The organism is Providencia sp. PROV129, from assembly GCF_028482245.1.
Lineage (GTDB): Bacteria > Pseudomonadota > Gammaproteobacteria > Enterobacterales > Enterobacteriaceae > Providencia > Providencia vermicola.
Window position 1 is genome coordinate 65,478 of sequence record NZ_JAMPQD010000003.1, and the last position, 7,134, is coordinate 72,611.

Here is a 7,134-nt window from a genome sequence, read left to right on the forward strand (position 1 = left end):
GAGCTTGTTTTATATTCTAATACCCGCTCATCGGTAATATTTATGATGAACTGATTTGCTGGATCATTTGTTTTATTTCAGGAATAAGCTCAAGTAAAAGCTTTATTTGCTCCATGATTAACAATGTTTTTTCATCATCACTCGATGAAATATTGTCAATACGGTGTAAGAGGCTATCACGCAACTTTTCTGATTTTTCATCAACGATATATGGATCTAGCGTGGTAATTTGTAGAGAAGATTCGACATAACAAATGGCATCATTTAATAAGGTTAAATTCTCTTCATTTTGTATTTTCTCTCGGTGAGCGCCAAGGGCGGAAATATAACTTAGTAAAGTATGATTCAAGCATAATAAACGAAATGCCTGCTCTTGGGTTATTCGATAAGATTTAGGGTCTGATGCCATATTGGAGACAATAGAAGCAAATTCGGCATCATTATTATGTGCCTCACGCCGTGCTACTCGATATTCTAAGCCGTTGTCTTTTCCTTGGTAGTATTGTAATAAAATCGCATCTAAATAGCGGCAATTGCTATCCATGGTTTTTTGTACAACCTGAGGCAGTTGGCGAAATTTCCAATCAGGCCAAATAAAACTCACCGCAAGTAATGCGATAAAGCAGCCAATTAAGGTATCGATGATTCGAGGGAGTGCGACATCGAAGCCCTCACCGAGTAGGTTAAAACAGAATAAAACCAACAAAGTAATAAACAGCGTGGCTTGGGCATATTGGCTGCTTCGGAACATGAAGAACAACAACCCTGAAATCACGATGAGAGTAAGCTGCCCTTCTATTGAAGGGATTAAATTAAGGAGCGGTAAGCCGATAATAATACCCACAATCGTGCCGATGATACGTAGTGCTAAACGTCGTTTAGTGGCGTTGTAGTTAGGTTGGCAGACAAATAAACTGGTGAGTAAAATCCAATAGCCCCTTTCCATATCAAACAATTGAATAATTGCATAACCTGTACAAAGTAAAATTGACATTCGCACCGCATGGCGAAATAAAGAGGATTTTGGCGTTAAATGGTGATTAATGCGTGAAATAATATCGCTAAAACCTGAGAGCGATTCATCAGATAATTGCTCAATTTGCTTATTATTTTGTTGCCATGAGCTTTGTTCAAGGCTCAGCCCTTTCAGTTGAACATCGATACCTTTCAAGTTTTTCAATAAATTATGTAATGCCTTGATTTCATGGAGCGTAGGGGATTGTTCCTTGAGGAGTTGCAAGGAATTTTCAAGGTAAGCAAATGTACGTTCGAAGCGTGGATTGTGTTGGTATGGTTTACGCCATAACACAGATTGAGCAACTTGTTGGCAAGCGCGGGCTTGCATAGTTAATAAACGTTGAAAACGGAATAAAATATCATGATGGCGAAGTGTACGGCTAAGCTGTTGATATTGAATATGGGATGAGCTGGCTCGCTCATGAATATCTTGAGCAACAAAATAATAATGCAGAGTATTGCGCGTCCCTTTTTGCCCTCGGTCGCCTTTTAAGCGGCTAAGTAATGCGCTTTTTGTTTGGTTCATGGTATTAACTAAGCTGCTGTTAACTAGCGCTAAATCATAAACAGATTGCTGATAATCATCTTCAAGGTCGGGGTCAAATAAGCTAGCTTTAGCATCTAAATAAGCTGATAACTGTTGGTAACACTGCGTAATGGCATCTTGCAATGGCCGCACTGGAAATAAAATATGGCCGATTAAGGTTAAAAGGTTATACCAGATTGCCCCTATTAGAAGAAGGGCTGGCTGTTGGTACCATGTATCGAAAATTGGGACGCCTAACATGGTGTAGATTGCAATTAATAATGCACCGAACGCAATGGTGGCATAACGTTGCCCTAATGCACCCAATAAAATAAATCCGCAGGTGGAAAATGCTAATCCAAAAAAGAAAAATAGAGGATAAGGAAATAAAAGTTCAATAGAAACTGAGGCAATAAAAAAACAAAAAAGAGTAATAATTAAATTTTTTATTCTGCCAGTTAGCCTATCATCTAAGTCAGTTAATGCAGCAGCAACGACACCTAATGTAAGCGGAATGGTGATTTTTGGCTCTTGACCTAAGAGCCATGGTAATAAGGTTGCGCCTGTCAGGGCTATAAAGATTCGGATATAATATAGAATATGGCTGTTATAGAGCACACGACGATAACTGGTAAGCAGCGTTAGCACAAAGTACCTCAAAGGTAAGAAAATCCCTATTCCTTATAGGATAGCGTGTTTACTCGGAATAAAAAACCGTTTGGAATCAAGCCAACGTATTTTAGTCATTGATATTCTTAGGTGCAGGACGTATGGAACTGAAATCAACACAGATTGGACAGCGTCTGGCTCAGCATCCCTACAATCGGGTTCGCTTACTCAACGCAGGTATTGAAGTTAGCGGTGAAAATCACCAATATCTTATCCCTTTTAATGAACTTATCGATCTTCGTTGTAAGCGGGGTATTGTCTGGGGGGAGTTAGAGTTTGAAATTGTAAACGAGCAAGTCATTCGTTTGCATGGCACTGAATGGAAACAAACTCAGCGCTTTTTTCATTATTTAAATGAAAAATGGCAGCAATGGAGTGGAGAGATGAGCCAAGTGAGTGCAGAGGTTCTCACTCAGTTGAACAATAAAATTGAGCAAATATCACAGCAAGATGCATGGTTGAGTTTACGCCAATTAACGGTGATTAAAGATAATATTAAACAGCAGTTTTCGTCGCTGCCATTACCCCTTGCCCGAATTTCGCAGTTCGAAAATTGTTCAGTACAGTACCAATTATGCCTACAGTGGCTGAATCATAGCCAACAGTGTCGTAAGCAAATCAATGAGAAATGGTGTGAATCTGTTTTGACTCGTTACCACGATTTCTTTCAGCAAGTGGAATCATCACCGCTCAATCATTCTCAGTCTTTATCCGTTATCAATGGTGAAGATAACGTACTTGTGCTTGCGGGGGCTGGAAGCGGCAAAACGTCTGTATTAGTGGCTCGTGCGGGCTGGTTAGTTCTACGGGGATTAGCAAAGCCAGAGCAAATTTTACTGTTAGCGTTTGGTCGTAAAGCCGCAGATGAAATGAATGAGCGTATTCAATTACGTTTGCAACAAGATGAGATTCAAGCAAAAACTTTTCATGCTTTAGCTCTCCATATTATTCGAGAAGGCAGTAAAAAATCCCCTGTAGTCAGTGAACTAGAAAGCAACACTAAAAAACGCCAAGCGTTACTCTTAAAAGAGTGGCGCGAGCAGTGTTCAAGTAAAAAAGCACAAGCTAAAGGTTGGCGAGAGTGGCTGAGTGAAGAGCTGATGTGGGATATTCCAGATGGCGAGTTCTGGCAAAACGAAAAGATAACCCAGAGAGTCGTTGCACGTTTAGAACGCTGGCTAAGTTTGATGCGAATGCATGGGGGTAGCCAAAAAGAGATGGTGGATAATGCCCCTGAAGGGATACGAGAGTTATTTCATAAGCGTATTAAATTGATGGCTCCGTTACTCAAAGCATGGAAGAACGCGCTAAAAGAAGAGGGGGCGGTTGATTTTTCTGGGCTGATCCATCAAGCGGTTAATATCCTCGAAAAAGGGCGATTTATTAGTCCATGGAAACATATTTTAGTCGATGAATTTCAAGATATTTCACCGTTAAGGGCTAAGCTTTTGCAAGCGTTACGCCAACAAAATAAGCAAACAACCTTGTTTGCAGTAGGTGATGATTGGCAAGCTATCTATCGCTTTAGTGGTGCTGAGCTGGATTTGACAACATCTTTTGAACATAACTTTGGTGAAGGGGAGCTTTGTGCTCTGAACACCACTTATCGGTTTAATGAGCGTATTGGTGACATTGCTAACCAGTTTATTTTACAGAATCCTATCCAGCTAGATAAGCCTTTGAACAGCTTGGTTAAAGGTAATAAAAAATCTGTCGTCCTTTTGTATGAAGAGGCGTTAGAGCGCTTGTTAGATAAAATGAGCGGGTATGTGCTTGATGATGAAATCATATTGGTTTTAGCGCGTTATCATTATTTAAAACCAGAGATCCTAAATAAAGCGCAAACACGTTGGCCGAAGTTGAATATCCAATTTATGACGATCCATGCATCAAAAGGGCAACAAGCTGATCATGTTATAATTTGTGGGCTCAATGGTGGAAAAGATGGGTTTCCTGCACCAGCAAGAGAGTCAATTATTGAAGAAGCATTATTGCCACAACCTGAATCATTTGAAAATGCAGAAGAACGGCGCTTACTGTATGTTGCAATAACACGTGCAAAACAGCAAGTTTGGCTACTCTATAACCCTGAAAACCCATCGGAGTTTGTTGAGGAGCTCAGGCAATTAGGTGTACCAAGACAGAAAAAACCGTAATGATATTGCCCTGTGTTGAAAGTGTTTGGCACAGGGCAATCGATGTATTAGCCTGTGCGTTTGGTTAGGTAACTTTGATAATCAGGGATGACAATATCGATTGCCTCATCAAAAAATGGTGAGGTGATGAGAAAATCTGCGGTTGCAGGATTAGTGGCAACAGGAATGTTCCACACGGTTGCTAAGCGCAGTAAGGCTTTGACATCAGGGTCATGGGGTACAGCATTGAGTGGATCCCAAAAGAAAATCAAAAGGTCGATTTTTTGTTCTGCAATCATGGCACCAATTTGTTGGTCTCCCCCCATTGGGCCACTTAGCATACTCGTGACTGGCAAGCCTGTGTGCTGGTTAATCAAATTACCTGTTGTTCCCGTCGCATACAGTTTATGAGCTTGCAGGCGCTGTGTATTTTTCGTAGACCAAGACAGCAAAGACGACTTACAGTGGTCATGGGCAACTAAAGCAATATTTTTTGAGGCACCTATAATACGGGTTGTTGATTCCATGGTTTTCCCTTAAGTCAGATGGACTTTAAATATCGTTAAAATTGATTGGGCAAAGATGTACCAGATATATCATAATGCTAGTGAATAGTTTACTGGTTTTGGGAGATATTTTGATGAAAGATCAAGAAATTGCTGAAATTTTAAAAAGCGTGAAGACCATAGCATTAGTCGGTGCGAGCGAAAAAGTTAATAGACCCAGTTATGAAGTCATGGAATACCTATTACATCAAGGCTATCACGTCATTCCTGTCAGCCCAAAATTAGCAGGGCAAACGTTGTTAGGCCAGTTGGTATATGAAAAGCTAAGTGACATAAATGAGCCAATAGATATGGTGGATGTATTTCGTAATGCAGAAGCTGCTGTCGGTATCGCGCAAGAAGCCGTCGCTGTTAAGGCAAATGTTTTGTGGCTACAAAAAGGCGTGATTAGCGAAGAGGCACAAAAAATTGCATTAGAAGCGGGAGTGAAGTTTGTGATGGACAGATGCCCAAAACAAGACATTCCAGCTTTAGGACTTGAGAAATAATGATTTTACTTAACAGTTAAAAAGTAAAGCAGCTAAGTGCTGCTTTACGGTTGCGTTCATTAATGAGAAGAAAAATTAGTTACGCAGACGCGGTGCCTGCAACTGAGACCTTATTGACTCTGCAAGTTCATCCATCGAAGGTTGTTCAGGATGGTCATCTGCAGATTCATAAGTAATTTGTGCTTCAGCCAAATAAGTATGAACAGCATCCCCATTGTCATCTTCCATAACAACATGATACCAAGGCAGATCGCGTAGCGTACTGTTTGAGGCAATATCATCATCATGTGGTTGTTCGAGCGAATATTCAGCGTCCACATCAACAACGACCCCTAAATAGCCGAGAAGTTTGTGTCTGACTTGTTGCCCGATCCCATATTTACTGGTGATCATCATAGCGACCTCCTAATAGCCTTGCTTGTACTTCAATCTATATGTGGGCAGTGTTGCGCGTTTTCAAGTTAACGTATGGACAATTAGCAATAACGCAATACACTGTCTCTATATGCAACGTTGAGAAAGCAGTGCCTCACTAGCAGATTATCTGTTCAACGGGTAAAAAACAACAGCTAAAAAAGAGAACCACACTATTATGCTCTAAAAAGGAGGCGAACATGACAACATCAGGCCGTTACTTTTATATTTATGGGCGAGTTCAAGGGGTTGGCTTTCGTTATCAGACCTATCATTGGGCCAATCAAAATGGGCTTAAAGGTTTTGTGAGCAACCGTGAAGACGGCAGTGTAAAACTTGCGATTTATGGCTCAGAGCAAGATATTGAATTTGTCGATGACTGGTTGAAAGCGGGTGGGCCACCAGGGGCTAAAATTGATCATTTTTTTAGTGAAAGCTGGCAAACGGCGCCAATAGCGGATTTTAATGTCCGCTATTAGTAAGAAATCAAATACATTTCACAGGCTTAGGCAAGCCAGCAAGTTTAGTCGCTTGTTTGGCTGGCCCTTTTGGAAAGAGCCGGTATAAATAGCGGCTATTGCCTTTTTCTTCCCCAAATTGTTGCGAAACGGCTTTGACTAACATACGGATCGCTGGGGATGTATTAAATTCTAAGTAGAAGTTACGCACAAAACGAATGATTTCTAAGTGCTCATGAGTCAGTTCAATGCCTTCCTCTTGCGCAAGTAAAGGGATGAGTTCCTCTGACCATTGTTGGCTATCGAGCAAATAACCTTGAGAGTCCGTTTCAATTTCTTGATTGTTAAACAGCAACATACTTTATTAATCCCAAAAAAACAGAGTACAAATTTAGCAAAAATGAGCCCATAACCCAAGCGAACGAATTAAAATGTTGATATTTTCACCCAACAGACTGAAATGCGTATATTTTTAAGGCGAACGAACAAGTTAGGGGTTTACATCCACGAAGAGGATGTTTATAGTGCACGTCATTGCGGAGGGGTGGCCGAGCGGCTGAAGGCAGCGGTCTTGAAAACCGCCGATGGGAAACCATCCGAGAGTTCGAATCTCTCCTCCTCCGCCATCTTCACTTCTAGTAATGTCTTCCAATCCCAAGTAAATCAAGCATTCCAGCGAAATCTCACTCTACCAAAGTCTACTAACGTCTTTCTAAATCTCTACAATTTGTTGTATCGTTTTTTGTCTAGAAATTTCCTCTACAACTTTCCTATACAATATTGGTGATTTATGAAGCTAACAGACATGGCAATTAAGCGTGCCAAGCCAAAATAAAATGCATATACGCTGGCGGATGGTAA

General features: G+C 40.8%; 7 protein-coding genes and 1 tRNA gene. 4 read left to right on the plus strand and 4 right to left on the minus strand.

Features of this window, described 5'->3' with window-relative positions:
• Nucleotides 1–40: 40 nt before the first annotated feature.
• Complete coding sequence (gene yccS, locus PSF27_RS01475; protein WP_206086677.1) at nucleotides 41–2,191, minus strand: YccS family putative transporter; 2,151 nt, start codon at nucleotides 2,189–2,191, stop codon at nucleotides 41–43.
• A gap of 122 nt (nucleotides 2,192–2,313) precedes the next feature.
• On the opposite strand from yccS, the gene helD reads away from it, so the two are divergent.
• Entirely contained in the window at nucleotides 2,314–4,368 is a 2,055-nt protein-coding gene (gene helD, locus PSF27_RS01480; RefSeq protein WP_272573498.1) for a DNA helicase IV, read from the plus strand.
• 47 nt (nucleotides 4,369–4,415) lie between these two features.
• Here the strand turns inward: helD and PSF27_RS01485 are convergent, their stop codons facing one another.
• Complete coding sequence (locus PSF27_RS01485; RefSeq protein WP_206086679.1) at nucleotides 4,416–4,874, minus strand: methylglyoxal synthase; 459 nt, start codon at nucleotides 4,872–4,874, stop codon at nucleotides 4,416–4,418.
• A 113-nt stretch (nucleotides 4,875–4,987) separates the two neighbouring features.
• Between PSF27_RS01485 and PSF27_RS01490 the strand changes: the two genes are divergently transcribed.
• Complete coding sequence (locus PSF27_RS01490) at nucleotides 4,988–5,401, plus strand: CoA-binding protein (RefSeq protein WP_272680744.1); 414 nt, start codon at nucleotides 4,988–4,990, stop codon at nucleotides 5,399–5,401.
• Nucleotides 5,402–5,476: 75 nt separating this feature from the next.
• Here PSF27_RS01490 and hspQ read toward each other — a convergent pair whose 3' ends face one another.
• Nucleotides 5,477–5,797 (minus strand): heat shock protein HspQ, encoded by a 321-nt coding sequence (gene hspQ / locus PSF27_RS01495; protein WP_206086681.1) that lies wholly within the window; start codon nucleotides 5,795–5,797, stop codon nucleotides 5,477–5,479.
• 218 nt (nucleotides 5,798–6,015) lie between these two features.
• Here hspQ and PSF27_RS01500 point away from each other — a divergent pair, with 218 nt between their 5' ends.
• Entirely contained in the window at nucleotides 6,016–6,294 is a 279-nt protein-coding gene (locus PSF27_RS01500; RefSeq protein WP_206086682.1) for an acylphosphatase, read from the plus strand.
• Nucleotides 6,295–6,301: 7 nt separating this feature from the next.
• Here PSF27_RS01500 and tusE read toward each other — a convergent pair whose 3' ends face one another.
• The gene (tusE, locus tag PSF27_RS01505; protein ID WP_225817886.1) at nucleotides 6,302–6,631 is read right to left on the minus strand and encodes a sulfurtransferase TusE; all 330 of its coding nucleotides are present in this window, start codon (nucleotides 6,629–6,631) and stop codon (nucleotides 6,302–6,304) included.
• A 180-nt stretch (nucleotides 6,632–6,811) separates the two neighbouring features.
• Between tusE and PSF27_RS01510 the strand changes: the two genes are divergently transcribed.
• A tRNA-Ser gene (locus tag PSF27_RS01510) sits at nucleotides 6,812–6,899 on the plus strand.
• The last annotated feature ends 235 nt before the right edge of the window (nucleotides 6,900–7,134 follow it).